The sequence below is a fragment of the Vreelandella mediterranea genome (genome assembly GCF_970647075.1).
In genome coordinates this window covers 32,287-48,598 of sequence record NZ_OZ310198.1, presented here as the reverse complement: position 1 = coordinate 48,598, position 16,312 = coordinate 32,287, and the positions used below count along the sequence as shown (strand labels likewise).

At 59.6% G+C, this 16,312-nt stretch carries 12 protein-coding genes and 2 rRNA genes; 5 read left to right on the top strand and 9 right to left on the bottom strand.

Going from position 1 to position 16,312, the window contains the following annotated elements:
• Positions 1-17: 17 nt before the first annotated feature.
• Together ACWFVE_RS00210 and ACWFVE_RS00205 are read right to left on the bottom strand one after the other, a co-directional pair.
• Positions 18-2,910: ribosomal RNA gene (locus ACWFVE_RS00210) — 23S ribosomal RNA — on the bottom strand.
• 290 nt (positions 2,911-3,200) lie between these two features.
• Positions 3,201-4,734 (bottom strand): 16S ribosomal RNA (locus ACWFVE_RS00205).
• The 16S and 23S rRNA genes sit together here, the layout of an rRNA operon.
• A 534-nt stretch (positions 4,735-5,268) precedes the next feature.
• Between ACWFVE_RS00205 and pyrB the strand changes: the two genes are divergently transcribed.
• Positions 5,269-6,294, top strand: a complete 1,026-nt coding sequence (gene pyrB / locus ACWFVE_RS00200) for an aspartate carbamoyltransferase (RefSeq protein ID WP_447527300.1) — start codon at positions 5,269-5,271, stop codon at positions 6,292-6,294.
• A gap of 65 nt (positions 6,295-6,359) precedes the next feature.
• On the opposite strand, the gene ruvX is transcribed toward pyrB, so the two are convergent.
• From ruvX to ACWFVE_RS00180, 4 genes are all read right to left on the bottom strand, one after another.
• Entirely contained in the window at positions 6,360-6,815 is a 456-nt protein-coding gene (gene ruvX, locus ACWFVE_RS00195; RefSeq protein ID WP_447527299.1) for a Holliday junction resolvase RuvX, read from the bottom strand.
• The gene (locus ACWFVE_RS00190; protein ID WP_447527298.1) at positions 6,815-7,372 is read right to left on the bottom strand and encodes a YqgE/AlgH family protein; all 558 of its coding nucleotides are present in this window, start codon (positions 7,370-7,372) and stop codon (positions 6,815-6,817) included. The genes ruvX and ACWFVE_RS00190 overlap by 1 nt, the downstream gene beginning before the upstream one ends.
• A 70-nt stretch (positions 7,373-7,442) precedes the next feature.
• Positions 7,443-8,402, bottom strand: coding sequence for a glutathione synthase (gene gshB / locus ACWFVE_RS00185; protein ID WP_447527297.1), 960 nt, complete (start codon positions 8,400-8,402; stop codon positions 7,443-7,445).
• Between the two features lie 71 nt (positions 8,403-8,473).
• Positions 8,474-9,157 carry a CvfB family protein gene (locus ACWFVE_RS00180; RefSeq protein WP_447527296.1) on the bottom strand — a complete coding sequence of 228 codons (684 nt, stop codon included), beginning with the start codon at positions 9,155-9,157 and terminating at the stop codon, positions 8,474-8,476.
• Positions 9,158-9,311: 154 nt separating this feature from the next.
• Between ACWFVE_RS00180 and ACWFVE_RS00175 the strand changes: the two genes are divergently transcribed.
• Both ACWFVE_RS00175 and ACWFVE_RS00170 read left to right on the top strand, forming a co-directional pair.
• The gene (locus tag ACWFVE_RS00175; RefSeq protein WP_447527295.1) at positions 9,312-10,940 is read left to right on the top strand and encodes a sodium:solute symporter; all 1,629 of its coding nucleotides are present in this window, start codon (positions 9,312-9,314) and stop codon (positions 10,938-10,940) included.
• Entirely contained in the window at positions 10,933-11,475 is a 543-nt protein-coding gene (locus ACWFVE_RS00170; protein ID WP_447527294.1) for a hypothetical protein, read from the top strand. The genes ACWFVE_RS00175 and ACWFVE_RS00170 overlap by 8 nt, the downstream gene beginning before the upstream one ends.
• A gap of 31 nt (positions 11,476-11,506) precedes the next feature.
• On the opposite strand, the gene ACWFVE_RS00165 is transcribed toward ACWFVE_RS00170, so the two are convergent.
• Genes ACWFVE_RS00165 through ACWFVE_RS00155 form a run of 3 tightly spaced genes read right to left on the bottom strand, consistent with a single transcriptional unit; the run spans position 11,507 to position 13,276 of the window.
• Complete coding sequence (locus ACWFVE_RS00165) at positions 11,507-12,259, bottom strand: 16S rRNA (uracil(1498)-N(3))-methyltransferase (protein ID WP_447527293.1); 753 nt, start codon at positions 12,257-12,259, stop codon at positions 11,507-11,509.
• Between the two features lie 22 nt (positions 12,260-12,281).
• On the bottom strand, positions 12,282-12,797 hold the full coding sequence (gene secB / locus ACWFVE_RS00160) for a protein-export chaperone SecB (RefSeq protein WP_447527292.1): 516 nt from the start codon (positions 12,795-12,797) through the stop codon (positions 12,282-12,284).
• 56 nt (positions 12,798-12,853) lie between these two features.
• Positions 12,854-13,276 carry a rhodanese-like domain-containing protein gene (locus ACWFVE_RS00155; protein ID WP_447527291.1) on the bottom strand — a complete coding sequence of 141 codons (423 nt, stop codon included), beginning with the start codon at positions 13,274-13,276 and terminating at the stop codon, positions 12,854-12,856.
• Positions 13,277-13,532: 256 nt separating this feature from the next.
• On the opposite strand from ACWFVE_RS00155, the gene gpmI reads away from it, so the two are divergent.
• Together gpmI and ACWFVE_RS00145 are read left to right on the top strand one after the other, a co-directional pair.
• Positions 13,533-15,098, top strand: a complete 1,566-nt coding sequence (gpmI, locus tag ACWFVE_RS00150) for a 2,3-bisphosphoglycerate-independent phosphoglycerate mutase (RefSeq protein WP_447527290.1) — start codon at positions 13,533-13,535, stop codon at positions 15,096-15,098.
• Positions 15,095-16,252: a murein hydrolase activator EnvC family protein gene (locus ACWFVE_RS00145; protein ID WP_447527289.1), complete on the top strand. Its 1,158-nt coding sequence runs from the start codon at positions 15,095-15,097 to the stop codon at positions 16,250-16,252. The genes gpmI and ACWFVE_RS00145 overlap by 4 nt, the downstream gene beginning before the upstream one ends.
• Positions 16,253-16,312 lie beyond the last annotated feature (60 nt).

The following is a 16,312-nucleotide window of genomic DNA, read 5'->3' as shown; positions in this document are numbered from 1 at the left end:
GACCCCTTGGGTGTTATAGGGTCAAGCCTCACGGGCCATTAGTACACGTTAGCTCAACGCCTTGCAGCGCGTCCACACCGTGCCTATCAACCAGCTGGTCTCGCTGGGCCCTTCAGGAGGCTCGAGGCCTCGGGGATGTCTCATCTTGAAGGGGGCTTCCCGCTTAGATGCTTTCAGCGGTTATCCCGTCCGCACATAGCTACCCGGCAATGCCACTGGCGTGACAACCGGAACACCAGAGGTGCGTCCACTCCGGTCCTCTCGTACTAGGAGCAGCCCTTCTCAAACATCCAACGCCCACGGCAGATAGGGACCGAACTGTCTCACGACGTTCTAAACCCAGCTCGCGTACCACTTTAAATGGCGAACAGCCATACCCTTGGGACCGACTTCAGCCCCAGGATGTGATGAGCCGACATCGAGGTGCCAAACACCGCCGTCGATGTGAACTCTTGGGCGGTATCAGCCTGTTATCCCCGGAGTACCTTTTATCCGTTGAGCGATGGCCCTTCCATACAGAACCACCGGATCACTAGAACCTGCTTTCGCACCTGCTCGACGTGTCTGTCTCGCAGTCAAGCACCCTTATGCTCTTGCACTCATTGCACGATGTCCGACCGTGCTGAGGGTACCTTCGTGCTCCTCCGTTACTCTTTGGGAGGAGACCGCCCCAGTCAAACTACCCACCACACACTGTCCTCGATCCGGATAACGGACCCGAGTGAGAACACCAATGATGCCAGGCTGGTATTTCAAGGTTGGCTCCCTCCGAACTGGCGTCCGGAGTTCAAAGCCTCCCAGCTATCCTACACAGGCAACATCAGTATCCAGTGTGAAGCTATAGTAAAGGTTCACGGGGTCTTTCCGTCTAGCCGCGGGTACACCGCATCTTCACGGCGATTTCAATTTCACTGAGTCTCGGGTGGAGACAGCGTGGCCATCATTACGCCATTCGTGCAGGTCGGAACTTACCCGACAAGGAATTTCGCTACCTTAGGACCGTTATAGTTACGGCCGCCGTTTACCGGGGCTTCGATCAAGAGCTTCGCCCAGAGGGCTAACACCATCACTTAACCTTCCGGCACCGGGCAGGCGTCACACCCTATACGTCCGCTTGCGCGTTAGCAGAGTGCTGTGTTTTTACTAAACAGTTGCAGCCACCTGGTATCTTCGACCGGTTCGGGCTGAAGGAGCAAGTCCTCTCACCCTAATCCGGCGTGCCTTCTCCCGAAGTTACGGCACCATTTTGCCTAGTTCCTTCACCCGAGTTCTCTCAAGCGCCTTGGGATTCTCACCCTGACCACCTGTGTCGGTTTGGGGTACGGTCGCATGTCATCTGAAGCTTAGAGGCTTTTCCTGGAAGCGTGGCATCAGTGACTTCCGGATCGTAATCCGTTCGTCTCGCGTCTCGGCTTTAAAGGGTCCCGGATTTACCTGAGACCCAGGCCTACTCGCTTTCACCAGGACAACCAACGCCTGGCTCACCTAGCCTTCTTCGTCCCCCCATCGCAATGACATCCGGTACGGGAATATTGACCCGTTTCCCATCGACTACGCCTTTCGGCCTCGCCTTAGGGGCCGACTCACTCTGCTCTGATTAGCATCGAACAGAAAACCTTGGTCTTCCGGCGGGGGAGTTTTTCACTCCCCTTATCGTTACTCATGTCAGCATTCGCACTCGTGATACCTCCAGCAGACCTCTCGATCCACCTTCATCGGCTTACACGACGCTCCTCTACCGCTCATCCCTAAGGATGAACCCGTAGCTTCGGTACCTGGTTTGAGCCCCGTTACATCTTCCGCGCAGGCCGACTCGACTAGTGAGCTATTACGCTTTCTTTAAAGGATGGCTGCTTCTAAGCCAACCTCCTAGCTGTCTGAGCCTTCCCACATCGTTTCCCACTTAACCAGGATTTGGGGACCTTAGCTGACGGTCCGGGTTGTTGCCCTTTTCACGACGGACGTTAGCACCCGCCGTGTGTCTCCCACGCTGCACTCACCGGTATTCGGAGTTTGCCTCGGGTTGGTAAGCCGGGATGGCCCCCTAGCCGAAACAGTGCTCTACCCCCGGTGGTGATACGTGAGGCGCTACCTAAATAGCTTTCGAGGAGAACCAGCTATCTCCGGGCTTGATTAGCCTTTCACTCCGATCCACAAGTCATCCAAATCTTTTTCAACAGATCCTGGTTCGGGCCTCCAGTTGATGTTACTCAACCTTCACCCTGCTCATGGATAGATCGCCCGGTTTCGGGTCTATATCCAGCGACTGGTCGCCCAGTTAAGACTCGCTTTCGCTACGCCTCCCCTATCGGTTAAGCTCGCCACTGAATATAAGTCGCTGACCCATTATACAAAAGGTACGCAGTCACCCAACAAGTGGGCTCCTACTGCTTGTACGCACACGGTTTCAGGATCTATTTCACTCCCCTCGCCGGGGTTCTTTTCGCCTTTCCCTCACGGTACTGGTTCACTATCGGTCAGTCAGGAGTATTTAGCCTTGGAGGATGGTCCCCCCGTCTTCAATCAGGGTTTCTCGTGCCCCGACCTACTCGATTTCACATGATCAGACTTTCGACTACGGGGCTATCACCCGCTACGGCCGGACTTCCCAATCCGTTCGTCTAGTCATTCACATGCTTAAGGGCTGGTCCCCGTTCGCTCGCCGCTACTGGGGGAATCTCGGTTGATTTCTTTTCCTCGGGGTACTTAGATGTTTCAGTTCCCCCGGTTCGCCTCGTATCCCTATGTATTCAGGATACGATACTGACCTTGTGGTCAGTGGGTTTCCCCATTCAGAGATGTCCGGGTCACAGGTTGTTTGCCACCTCACCGAACCTTATCGCAGGCTACAACGTCTTTCATCGCCTCTGACTGCCTAGGCATCCACCGTGTGCGCTTCATTGCTTGACCCTATAACCCGAAGGAGTCTGGATCCCGCAATGACAACGATTGCCGGATACGCTTGAAACGTATCACAAAACAATTGCGTATCGAGATCACGCTATAAACACAGCCACCCTAAAGGCACTTGTCTTCATATCGTCATTCGATACTGTCAGCATGATATACATTGTTAAAGAGCGACTGCTATAAGCAGTGATAAGACATCGCCGAAGGCGATAAGCTTATCACTGCTCATTTAACAGCTACTTGATCAGGTAATTCATTGTGAGCGCTTGCCGGGAGAGTGACGCATCGTTTAAGGAGGTGATCCAGCCGCAGGTTCCCCTACGGCTACCTTGTTACGACTTCACCCCAGTCATGAACCACACCGTGGTGATCGCCCTCCAAAGTTAGGCTAACCACTTCTGGTGCAGTCCACTCCCATGGTGTGACGGGCGGTGTGTACAAGGCCCGGGAACGTATTCACCGTGGCATTCTGATCCACGATTACTAGCGATTCCGACTTCACGGAGTCGAGTTGCAGACTCCGATCCGGACTGAGACCGGCTTTCTGGGATTCGCTTACTCTCGCGAGTTCGCAGCCCTTTGTACCGGCCATTGTAGCACGTGTGTAGCCCTACCCGTAAGGGCCATGATGACTTGACGTCGTCCCCACCTTCCTCCGGTTTGTCACCGGCAGTCTCCCTAGAGTTCCCACCATTACGTGCTGGCAAATAGGGACAAGGGTTGCGCTCGTTACGGGACTTAACCCAACATTTCACAACACGAGCTGACGACAGCCATGCAGCACCTGTCTCTGCGTTTCCGAAGACACCCCGGGATCTCTCCCGGGTTCGCAGGATGTCAAGGGTAGGTAAGGTTCTTCGCGTTGCATCGAATTAAACCACATGCTCCACCGCTTGTGCGGGCCCCCGTCAATTCATTTGAGTTTTAACCTTGCGGCCGTACTCCCCAGGCGGTCGACTTATCGCGTTAACTTCGCCACAAAGTGCACAAGGCACCCAACGGCTGGTCGACATCGTTTACGGCGTGGACTACCAGGGTATCTAATCCTGTTTGCTACCCACGCTTTCGCACCTCAGTGTCAGTGTCAGTCCAGAAGGCCGCCTTCGCCACTGGTATTCCTCCCGATCTCTACGCATTTCACCGCTACACCGGGAATTCCACCTTCCTCTCCTGCACTCTAGCGTGACAGTTCCGGATGCCGTTCCCAGGTTGAGCCCGGGGCTTTCACAACCGGCTTGTCATGCCACCTACGCGCGCTTTACGCCCAGTAATTCCGATTAACGCTTGCACCCTCCGTATTACCGCGGCTGCTGGCACGGAGTTAGCCGGTGCTTCTTCTGCGAGTGATGTCTTTCCTGGCGGGTATTAACCGCCAGGCGTTCTTCCTCGCTGAAAGTGCTTTACAACCCGAAAGCCTTCTTCACACACGCGGCATGGCTGGATCAGGCTTGCGCCCATTGTCCAATATTCCCCACTGCTGCCTCCCGTAGGAGTTCGGGCCGTGTCTCAGTCCCGATGTGGCTGATCATCCTCTCAGACCAGCTACGGATCGTTGCCTTGGTGAGCCGTTACCTCACCAACCAGCTAATCCGACATAGGCTCATCCGATAGCGGGAGCCAGAGGCCCCCTTTCTCCCGTAGGACGTATGCGGTATTAGCCTGGGTTTCCCCAGGTTATCCCCCACTACCGGGTAGATTCCTATGCATTACTCACCCGTCCGCCGCTCGTCAGCGTCCAGCAAGCTGGACCTGTTACCGCTCGACTTGCATGTGTTAAGCCTGCCGCCAGCGTTCAATCTGAGCCATGATCAAACTCTTCAGTTTAAAATCATTGTGATTCTTGCCTGTCGCTCGAAAGCAACAGAGGCGAATCAATCCTGGCTCAAGGTTCAAACGAATTTGAAGAATTCGAAAATTCTTCTTGTGCGCTTGCCTTGATATTTGGTGACTTGTCACCCTCATCGGCAAACGCCCACATGAATTACCTGATCAAATTGTTAAAGAGCGGTTTCGCTTCGGCTTAACGTCTGACTCGATGACCTGAGCCGGTTGCCGTAGCGAGGAAGGCGTATTCTACGCTCATCCTTGAATTTGTCAACCGCCGATTTTGGCGAGTGAAGCGAGCGAACAAAAACCGCTAACCTCCTGACAAACCGAGAGTTTTCACTCTCATTCACCGCTGGCAACGCCTTGCGTCCCCGGCAGCGGATGCGTACTTTACGGATTCACCGGCTTGAGTGCAAGGCCTTTTTGAACAAAATGCTTCGATGGATACAGGAAGCTTATTAAAGCGTTTCGGCAAGGTGCGGGTTGGCGGTTACACTAGCGCTCTCGCCCACCATTTCACCGAGGTCCGTGATGAGCCCCCATCTGCTATCCGTCGACTCATTAAACCGCGAAAGCGTTAACCACCTTTTACGCGTTGCCGCGCAAATGGAGCCCATCGCCAGCCGCCAGCAGGTTACTCGCGTGTTGGAAGGCGCGGTGTTGGGTAATCTGTTTTTCGAAGCCAGTACGCGTACCCGCGTTAGTTTCAACGCCGCGTTTTGTCGTCTGGGGGGCAGCGTGTGCGATACCACCGGCTTTACCTTCTCCTCGATGGCGAAAGGCGAGTCGCTTTACGATACCAGCCGGGTCATGAGCGGCTACTGCGATGCCATCGTGATGCGCCACCCCGACCAGGGGTCGGTTGCCGAGTTTGCCGAGGCGACCAACGTGCCGGTCATCAACGGGGGCGACGGCCCCGGCGAGCACCCAAGCCAGGCGCTTTTAGACCTTTATACGATCGACAAGGAGTTTCAGCGCCTCGGCAAGGCGTTAAGCGGTGCGCACATTCTATTGACCGGGGATTTGAAGTACGGCCGTACCGTACACTCGCTGATCAAGCTGCTCTCTTTATATGACCCGCTGCGAATTACGCTGGTCTCGCCGCCGGGCCTGGAGATGCCGACCTCGCTTATCGACCTGGTGACATCCCGCGGCCACCGGGTAGAGACACGCGAACATCTGGGCATGGACTTCAGCGACCTGGACGTGGTGTACACCACGCGGATTCAAAAAGAGCGCTTCACCGAAGAAATGAACGAGGGCTTCAAGGGGCTTTCCAGCGACTTCGTGGTGAACAAGGCGTTTCTGGACCAGTACTGCGGCAAATCCACCATCGTGATGCATCCGCTGCCGCGGGACAGCCGGGCCCAGGCCAACGACCTGGACGTGGATCTAAACGGCGACCCGCGGCTGGCGATTTTCCGCCAGACCGATAACGGCATCCCCATGCGTATGGCCATTTTTGCCACACTTTTGAAAGTGGATGGGCTGATCGCCGAGGATCTGCGCCCGGTACGCTGGTTCGTGCCCGGCCAAACCGGCACACTGGATATCTGACGCCCTGGCCATTTGGGTCGTGTAGAAACGACGAGCATTAAAAAGCGCTCTTTAAAGAGCGCTTTTTAGAGCGAAAGCCGCCCGCCGGGTAAGCCTTCCTGGTGGGCGAACCAGCCTTCGAGTATCAGCACCGCGGCAATGCCGTCGACACTCTCTTCGCGGTAGTTACCACGATGACCTGCCTCCCGGGCAATCGCCTTGGCTTCCCGCGTGGAGCCGCGCTCATCGACCATTTCGACCGGATGACCAAAGCGCCCGTGCAGGCGGTTGCCGAATTTGCGCGCACGGGTGCTCATGGCCGATTCGCTACCGTCCATATTGAGCGGCAGGCCCACGACCAAAAGACCAGGCTGCCACTCCTTTAACAGCGCCTCGACGCGCTGCCAGTCGGGAATGCCGTCGCGCGCGGTCAATGGCTCGAGCTCGCGCGCGCTTCTTAGAAGCTCATTACCCACCGACAAACCGATGCGCCGGGTGCCGTAATCAAAGGCAAGTATCAGGCGCTGCCCTTTTAAAGCCACTAGGCGTGCCCTGCGTCGCGCGTCATCAGATTAAGATCGACACCGAGAATGCCGGCGGCGGCGGCTAGTCGTTCAGCTGGCGGCGTTTCGAAAATAACGCCTCCATCGCCTTCTACGGTTAGCCAACTGTTCTCCTTGAGTTCATCTTCAAGCTGGCCGACTTCCCAGCCCGAACATCCCAGGCAGACCAGAAACTGCTCGGGGCCTTCGCCATCGGCCAGCGCTTTGAGAATATCCATCGAGGTGGTCAGCGCGATATTGTCATCGACCTGAACGCTTGAGTCCCACGCCTGGCTGTCGCCCACATGCAGAATAAAGCCGCGGTCCTTGTGCATCGGCCCGCCGTAGTAAACCGGCGCATTGCGATGGGGGCTGTCGTCTCCGCCCAGCGAGAGCTGCTCGAACAGCGTATCGAGGGTGATATCCATCGGGCTATTGAGAATCACGCCCATGCAGCCGTTGTGATCGTGGTCGCACAGATAGATCAGGCTACCGGCGAAGTTGGCATCATCCTGGTGCGGCATGGCCATTAAAAAGTGGTGCTTTAAGCTTTGCATGCGTCTCCTACGGCGCGCGGAAATCCGACGCGCCTCGCTTGATGTGCAGTAAATCGCGGGTTATTGGGCCTTACGAGGCGAGCCGACGCTCGACGGCGTCCAGTAGCAAGCCCGCGATATCGGTGCCGCGCTGGTCGTCGATTTCGCGCACACAGGTAGGGCTTGTGACGTTGATCTCGGTAATGTAATCGCCAATGACGTCGAGGCCTACGAACATCAGGCCCTTTGCCTTGATGGCCGGCTTGACCTGGTCGATCAGCCAGTGGTCGCGCTCGGTGAGCTCGCGGGCTACGCCACGGCCGCCAGCGGCCAGGTTGCCCCGGGTTTCACCGGCAGAGGGAATGCGCGCCAGCCCAAAAGGCACGGGCTCACCATCCACCAGCAGAATGCGCGTGTCGCCATCCTTGATTTCGGGCAGGTAGCGCTGCGCCATGATCTGGCGCTGACCGCGCAGGGTGAGCTGCTCGATCACCGCACCGATGTTGCGCCCGTCCGGGCCGATATGAAAAATGCCGGTACCGCCCATGCCATCCAGCGGCTTGAAGATCACATCGCCGTGCTCGGCGTGGAACGCGCGCAGTACGTCATCGCGGCTGGCCACGATCGTCGGCGTGCAGCACTCGGGGAACTGTTGGGCGAAGAGCTTCTCGTTGCACTGCAAAAGCGCTTGGGTCGGATTGACGATCAACACGCCTTCACGCTCGGCAAACCCGAGCAGATGCACCGCGTTGATGAACTCGGCGTCCACTGGTGGGTCCTTGCGCATCAAGACCGCATCGAGATCCGACAGCGGGCGCGACTCGGTCTCGCCCAGATCAAACCAGTGCGCCGGGTCGTGGTGCACGGTGAGTGCGCGCATGCGTGCGTAAGCTTTGCCCGCCTGCATGAAAAGATCGCCCTGCTCCATGTAGTAGAGGGTGTAGCCACGCGCCTGGGCAGCCCACAGCATGGCCAGGGTCGTGTCTTTTTTGTAGGCGATGTCGCTGATGGGATCCATCACGACGCCAAGCTGCAGATTCGATTGACTCATCGGGGCACTATCCATTCATAAACGTAGGGAAGCAGTATGCCGCACTGGCGATACGGCTCCAACTTCAGGGCTCAAGTGCCGGGCACCAGGCGTATTGCATCCGGCGCAAGCGTGATCAGTTGCTGCTTGTAAAGCCGACCGATCGCCTGCTTGAAGGCGCTTTTACTCACCCCCAAGCGCGCCTTGATCGTGTGGGCATCGCTTTTATCACCCAGCGGCAGATAACCGCCGCTTTCGCGAAGCGCGGCGAGAATTTTCTCGCCCACCACGTCCAGGCGCGCCGCCCCAGGCGGCAGCAGCGAAATATTCACGCGGCCATCCTCACGGCGCTGCTTGACGTAGCCGGTGACCGATTGGCCACGGCGCAGAGGCTTGGTGATGTCGTCCTGATAGATCAGGCCCCAGTAGCGGTGATTGACCACCACTTTCAAGCCAAGATCGGTACGGTCGGCAACGATAATGGCGACTTCCTCGCCGTTTTCAAGGGGGGTGGCGTCGTCGCTCAAAAAGCGGTCCAGCCGCATCGTCGCCACCGGGCGACCCTGGTCGTCCTCGTAAAGCATCACCAGGACGCGCTTGCCGGGGTCGGGGCGAAAGCGCTGTTCGCTATAGGGCAACAGCACGTCCTTGGGCGGGCCCCAGCGCAGAAACGCACCGGTATTATTGACAGCCGTTACCGTCAGGTAAGCCACTTCCCCTATTTGGGCGCTTGCATCGCTTGCCGACCTGGGGGTTGAGCGCGCGTCGTCAGCCATGAACAGCATCCTCGAAAAATGAGCCCTCATTATGGCGCCTGCCCCGCCCCCGGGCAAAGCCGCCGGGGTGTTTTTACCCAGGCGTGCTTGATTCAATGGCCTTAAGACAACCTGCTATGCTCAAAAAAGACACAACAAAAGGCAGGAGAGGTGTATGCAAGGGTTCACGTTGTTGGATACGGTCGTATTGATCGGTTATATCGCGCTGATCGCCTGGATCGGCTCGCGCTTTGGCAAGGACCAGCACAGTCCCGAGGATTACTTTCTGGGTGGGCGCAAAATACCCAGCTGGGCCATCGGGCTTTCGGTCATGGCGACCCAGGCAAGCGCGATTACCTTTATCGGCGCGCCGGGCTGGGGGTTCGAAGGCGGTCTCGAACGGCTGGTCACCTTCATCAATGTGCCGCTTGCGATGATCGTACTGATTCTGGTGTTCGTCCCGATTTTTCACCGCGCGGGGATTTACAGCATCTACGAGCTTCTGGAGCGCCGCTTCGGCCCGGGTACGCGTACGCTGACCGCGCTTTTGTTTTTGATCGCCCGCGGCCTTGCCACCGGCGTCGTGCTCTATGCCCCGGCGCTGGTGTTGGCGGTCGTCACCGGCTGGAGTGTCAACCTCACCATCATCATCATGGCGGTGCTGGCCATCAGCTACACGGTGCTGGGCGGCATTAGCGCGGTGATCTGGACCGACGTCATCCAGATGTTCGTGCTGTGGCTCGGCGCGCTATTGAGCGTGATTTTTTTGGTCACGAGCCTCCCCGGCGGATGGAGTGATGTGTTTGCCTTCGGCGCGGACTCTGGCATGTTCAACGCCATCGACCTGTCGCTTGACCCAAGCGTCACCTACTCCCTCTGGGCGGGCCTTTTTGGCGGCTTCTTTCTCCACGTGGCGTACTTTGGTACCGACCAGAGTCAGATTCAGCGCGTGCTCTCGAGCCCCTCGGTGCCGGATGCCCAGCGTTCGCTGCTGATCGGCGGTTACCTGCTCATTCCGCAGATGCTGCTGTTTTTGTTCGTCGGCATCATCCTGGCCGCCTACTACCAGCAAAACGGCCTGACCGCGCCGGAGAACCTCAACGAATTGCTGCCCCGCTACGTGGTCGAGACCTTCCCCTCCGGCATGGCGGGGCTGGTGATCGCCGGAGTGTTCGCCGCAGCGATGTCGAGTCTTGATTCGGCGCTCAACTCGCTTTCGGCGGTCACCGTGCGGGATTTCTATAGCCGCTATATAAAGCCCGATGCAAGCGACACCCACTACCTGAAAGCTTCCCGCTGGGCGACGGTCTTCTGGGGCTTTTACGCCACGCTCTTTGCGTTTTTCGCGGGTAATCTGGGGCCGGTCATCGAGGTGGTCAATCAGGTGGGCTCCTGGTTTTACGGGGCGCTTTTGGGCACGTTCCTGTTGGCGATTTTCAGCCACCGCAGCAACGGCCGGGGCGCCCTGGCAGGGCTCTGCACCGGCATGCTGGCGGTCTGGGCGACCACCGCCTTCATGGATATCTCCTGGCTTTACAACAACACCATCGGCGTGGCGGTGTCGGTCGGCGTGGGCTATTTGGTGAGCCTGACGAGCCCCGCGCCGCAAAGCGAGCAGCTCAGCGATGTCCTCATCGACGAGACCGCCCCGGACATGCAGGCAATCCTTGCCGCCCGGGCCAACAGCGCCCCGGAAGTGGGCTTCGAGGCACGCCTGACCCGGCGGCGCTGCCTGGGGCTCGCGGCGTGGTTTGTGCTGATGCTTGCCCTGCTCGCCCTGCTCCAAGGATGGGCGAATGGATAAGCCTTTAACGCTTGCGCGGCGTATCGACTTCGACGCCGCCCAAAAACGCTTCAAACGCTTGGGCGCCCAGCGCTTCGAGCCCGTTTGGGTGCCGCTCTGGGCGTTTGCCCTGGGCACAGCGCCCCACACGCCCTGCGCGTGGCTGCTGGCAAGTCTCAGCCTGCGCCGACCGATACTTTTAACCAGTGCCGTGCTTGCCAACCAACAAGAGCGCCCCGCCAGGGAACTGGCGCTCGAGGGCTGTGAAGCACCCAACACCGACGTCGTCACCAGGCAGTGGTTTTGGGAGCGAATGGCCAACCCCAAGCGCTGGAAGGTGCAGCTACTAAAAGGCCCACCAACACCGCTCTGGCTGCCCTGTTGGCTTGGCTACTTGAAAGGGCGCCAGCACCGCGTGATAGTGCTGAGCGGACTTTCCGGCGAAACCCTGCCGGTACTCAAACCCGTGATACTCGACGGGCTCGAACGGGCGGCACGGCAAAACGCGCGCGGTGAGCCGCTTTTGGAGAAAGGAAGGATGAAAAGCGAAAGTTGATTCAGAAGGGGCGCATCATGTAAGTAAGCGCTTACATATCGCCAAAGTGGTGCTGAAGAAGGGTCAGCGCAACCACCGGGGCGGTTTCGGTGCGCAGTACCCGCGGCCCCAGGGTCAACGGTGTGAAGCCCATGGCCTGGGCTGCGCTAATATCCTGCTCGGTCAACCCCCCCTCCGGGCCGATCAATAGCGCCGCCCTTTCGGGGCGCTTGATCGAATCGAAGCGGTTGCCGGTGGCCAGGTGCAGCATCAGCCTGAGCGGCTCATCCCGCGCGCCAAGCCAGGCCTCGAGCGCCATGGGCGGATGCACCACCGGCACCGTCGCCCGCCCGCTTTGCTCGCAGGCGCTTTCAGCCACCGCTTGCCAATGGGCGTGCTTTTTGGCTTCGCGCTCGTCTTTCAAGCGCACATCGCCCCGCTGGGTATAAAGCGGGGTGATCGCCGCTACGCCCAGTTCCACGGCCTTCTGGATGGCGTAATCCATCCGGTCGCCCTTGGAGATCGCCTGGCCCAGGTGAACCGCCAGCGGCGACTCGCCTTCGCCTAACCACACGGTTTCGACCTGGGCGATGGTACGCTTGCGCCCGGCCTCGACAAGGCGCACGCCGGCCTCCTGCCCGTTACCGTCGAACAGCACCAGCGGCGCGCCTTCCCCCATGCGCAAAACCCGAGTGACGTGACGCGCCGGCCCTTCCGGTAGCTCCACCCGGGCACCGACGCTGAGCGCAGCGCTCACGTAGAGGCGCGGCATTTTACCGTGCTGAGCGTACCAGTCGGCTTTCATGGCGTGGTCCTGGGCGTGCGACTTAGTGGGTATTTTCGGTAGCGGCCGGATCCTGCTGCGCTTCGCGCTTTTTGCGCTGGGCGTACATGGCCTCGAAGTTGACCGGTGCCAGCATCAGCGGCGGGAAGCCGCCCCGGTTGACCAGGTTATCCACGCACTCGCGGGCGTAGGGGAACAGCAGGTTCGGGCAGAACGCACCGAGGGTCTGGTCGAGCTGCGCGCCTTCGATGCCGGAGATGCGAAAAAGCCCTGCCTGCTCTACTTCAGCCAAAAACGAGGTCGTGCCGGTTTCGCTGTCGTTGACCTGGGCGGTCACCTTCACCACGACTTCATACTGGTCTTCGTCGATTTTGGTGCTGGTGGTGTTCAAATCCAGATTGACCTTGGGCTTGAACGACTGTTTGAAGACCGACGGCGAATTCGGCGCCTCGAAAGAGATGTCTTTAACGTAAATACGCTGCAGCGAGAATTTCAGCTGGGGCTTTTCGCCTTCGGCTGCGCCAGCGTCGGCTTGAGGGGCATTGTTGTCTTCCGCCATGGGAGTTCTCCTGATGATTTATACGTTTGAATGAGCTGCGCCGCAGCGCAAAAGGCTTACTTTTTCACCACCGGCAGGCCGTCGGCTTGCCACTGCGCCATGCCGCCTTTGAGCTTGTTGGCACGCTCGAAGCCCGCCTTGGCGAGCTTGGCTTGAACGGTGCCCGCGCTCTGGCCATGCTTGCACACCACGATGATGGGCTGGTCTTTCACTTTCTCCAGCTCATTCATGCGGCTGTCCAGGCTGCTTTGGGGAATGTTGCGCGCACCGGCGATATGGCCGGCCTTGAACTCTTTACTCTCGCGCACATCCACCACTACCGCGTCTTCGCGGTTGATGAGCTGGGTGGCCTGCGAGGAGGTCACGGCATGCGTCGACGCATTGCGGGTTTCGTAGACGAGCCACGCCAGCAGCACCAGCAAAAATGCGCCCACCAGCAGGGGGTGGTTCATTACGAATTCGAACAGCTGATCGATCATCGCGAACACAATCTCTTGGTATATGCAAAAAAAGCGGCCAGGCCACTGTCAAACCCGACAAGTATACACGTCACGGACCGGTAAGCGCAGGTCATGACGCCTAACGACTGGCTGCGTTATGATGCCCCAAGCGGGCACGCGCCGCGACCCCCACCAAAAGTGCATGCTGGAAAAGCCACGCAAGCGCACCGCTTTTCCAGCACGTCTTTATTATCGCAGGATGTTTTACACCACGATCCGACATAACGAGGCTTCAATGGCTACATCAACCCCGCGCCCGGTAGCGCTGATCATTCTGGACGGCTACGGCCACAACCCCGATGCGGCGCACAACGCCGTGGCCGCCGCCAACACGCCGAACATGGACGCGCTCTGGTCATCGCGCCCCCACGCCTTCCTTCACACCGACGGCGAACACGTGGGCTTGCCCGAAGGGCAAATGGGCAACTCCGAGGTCGGCCACATGAACCTGGGCGCGGGGCGCGTGGTGTATCAGGACTTCACGCGAATCACCAAGGCGGTCAAGGAGGGCGAGCTCGAACACATCGCACCGCTTACCCGGCCCATCGACGAAGCGGTGGCCAATAACCGTGCGGTGCATCTTTTAGGGCTTTTATCGCCTGGCGGCGTTCATAGCCACGAGGATCATTTTCTCGCCATGGCGGAGCTTGCCGCCAGCCGCGGTGCCAAGCGCATCTACCTGCACGCCTTTCTCGATGGCCGGGACACCGCGCCGAAAAGCGCGCTGGCCTCGATCGAGCGCGCCAATGCCAAGCTTGCCGAGCTGGTCGGGGCGGACAACGGCTTCGTCGCCTCATTGATTGGGCGCTTTTACGCCATGGATCGCGACAATCGTTGGGAGCGCGTGGAAAAAGCCTATCGCCTGCTCACCGACGGTGAGGCCGAGCACACTGCGAAAAGCGCCGAGGCCCTGGTGGACGCCGCCTACGCGCGGGGTGAAACCGATGAGTTCGTCACGCCAAGCCAGGTACGTCCTGCTGATCACGGCGTGACCCTGGAAGACGGCGACGCGGCGATTTTTCTCAATTTCCGCTCCGATCGCGCCCGGGAGCTGACCCGCGCCTTCGTCGACGACGACTTCGACGGTTTCACCCGCCAGCGCCGCCCGGCACTGGCCGGCGAGGGCCTGGTGATGATGACCCAGTACGCCGCCGACATTCCGGCCCCGGCCGCCTTTCCGCCCACGGATTTGACCGATACCCTGGGGGAAGTGGTCGCCAAGCGGGGTTTGAGCCAGCTGCGCATCGCCGAAACCGAGAAGTACCCCCACGTGACGTTTTTCTTCTCCGGCGGCGAGGAGAACGAGTACGAGGGTGAAGAACGCATTCTGGTGCCCTCGCCGCGGGATGTGAAAACCTACGACGAAAAGCCCGAGATGAGCGCTTTCGAGATCACTGACAAGCTGGTCGAGGCGATCGACAGCCACCGCTTCGATTTGATCGTGTGCAACTACGCCAACGGCGACATGGTCGGCCATACCGGCGACTTCGACGCAGCGATGAAAGCCATCGAAACCGTGGATACCTGCGTGGGCCGGGTGGTCGAGGCGATCGAGCGGGCCGGCGGGGCGTGTCTGATCACCGCCGATCACGGCAACGCCGAGCAGATGGTCCACCCGGAAACCGGCGCGCCGCAAACCGCCCATACCACCTTCCTGGTACCTTTGATCTACGTGGGCGAGCGCCAGGCCGCGCTTGAAGAGGGCCGTCTTTGTGATCTAGCGCCGACGCTTTTGACCATGATGGAACAAAACGTGCCCGACGCCATGACCGGCAAGCCGCTGCTTACTTTTTCATCATGATGAAACGCCCCGCCTGCGCCCTGCGCCGCACGCTGCTGAGCACCGGCGTTGTCCTGGCGCTCAGCGCCGGGAGCGCGGCGGGCCAGGACGAGCGCGCCGCTCGGGAGGAGCTCGACGCCCTGGGCCAACAGATCGATTCGCTGGCCACGCGGCTAAGCGAGACAGACCAGGCCCGAGACAGCGCGACCCAGGCGTTGGCGGAGGCGGAAACCGAGCTTTCCAGGACCCACCAGCGCCTGGATACCCTGCAGGCCGAGCGGCGTACCCTGGGCGATGAAACCCAGGCCCTGCGCCGCCACCGGGACCGCCTTCAGAGTGAGCGCACCGGCCAGGTGGCGGCGCTCGCCGAGCAGTTCGCCGCGCTATACCGGCTGGGGCCGACGCCGCAGTTGAAGCTTCTGCTCAATCAGAGCGACCCGGCCCAGCTCGATCGCATGCAGGCCTACCTGAACCGCCTGACCCGGGCGCGCCAGCAAAAGCTCGACGATATTGCCCAGCTGGATAGCGCCCTGGCCGAGACCGAAACCGAGCTCGATGCGCGCCAGACACGGCTTGCGGCGCTGACCGATGAGCTCGAGACGCAAAGCGAAAAGCTGGCCGAAACCAGCGCCGAACGCCAAAGTGTGGTGGCTACCCTGGACGACCGCTACGCCAGCGAAGCCGACCGCCTGGCGGATCTCAACCAGACCCGCGAAGAGGCCGAGGCACAGCTTCGCCGCATTCAGGCGGAAATGGCGCGGCTGGCCGAGGCGTCGCCGACCACCCACATCGGCCGTACCCAAGGCGATCTCCCCTGGCCGGTCCAGGGGGCGATCAGCGCGGGCTTTCGCGGCCAGGACGGCGTTCACTACAACGGCATCGTCATAGAGGCCAGCGCCAATACGCCGGTCACCTCGGTTCATGCCGGGCGGGTCGTGTTCGCTGACTGGATGCGCGGCTTTGGCAACCTGTTGATCATCGACCACGGCGACCAGGTCATGACCCTCTATGCCCATATGCAGCAGTTCAGCGCTCGGCCGGGCCAACAGGTGAGCCGCGGCGACGAAATCGGCCGGGTGGGAAATAGTGGCGGCCAGAGTCGCGCCGCGCTTTACTTCGAAGTAAGAAACCGTGGCGAGCCAATTAATCCACAGCGTTGGATTGCGCGCCGCTGACGGGATAAGCTGACACGACTATACACGCGGCGTCCTTCGCGCCGCCCACTGCCTTGCGGA